Genomic DNA, 418 nt, shown 5'->3' with positions numbered 1-418 from the left:
TGGTGTTCCGGCGGTGACCTACTCTCCCACACCCTCCCGGGTGCAGTACCATCGGCGCTGTGGGTCTTAGCTTCCGGGTTCGGGATGGGACCGGGCGTTTCCCCCACGCTATGACCGCCGTAACCCTTGCTCCGCCACCGTGCCCGCTGCCGGGGGTGGGGAAAACTAGTGGTTACAACATGGCCGCTGCAGCGAATGCAGCTGTGGTGTTGTTATTTTGTTGTGGTTTTGTTCCTGTCGCAACGTGCCGTCGGTGACGGGTTTGTTGTTTGGGAACCACATAGTGGACGCAAGCAGTCTTGTTTCTTTGTACCCTTCCCTGGTGTGAACGTCTTTTGAATCCGTTCACGGGAAGAGTGTGTGGTGTAAGTTATCGGCCTATTAGTACCGGTCAGCTTCACGAGTCGTTAGTCCTCGC

Annotated in this window: 1 rRNA gene; it reads right to left on the bottom strand. The window is 56.9% G+C overall.

Going from position 1 to position 418, the window contains the following annotated elements:
• Positions 1-5 precede the first annotated feature (5 nt).
• Positions 6-122, bottom strand: a 5S ribosomal RNA gene (rrf, locus tag AC1DKN_RS21045).
• Between the last annotated feature and the right edge of the window lie 296 nt (positions 123-418).

The sequence above is a fragment of the Arthrobacter sp. 01N444 genome, from assembly GCF_056399305.1.
This window is presented reverse-complemented; position numbering and strand designations above follow the sequence as displayed.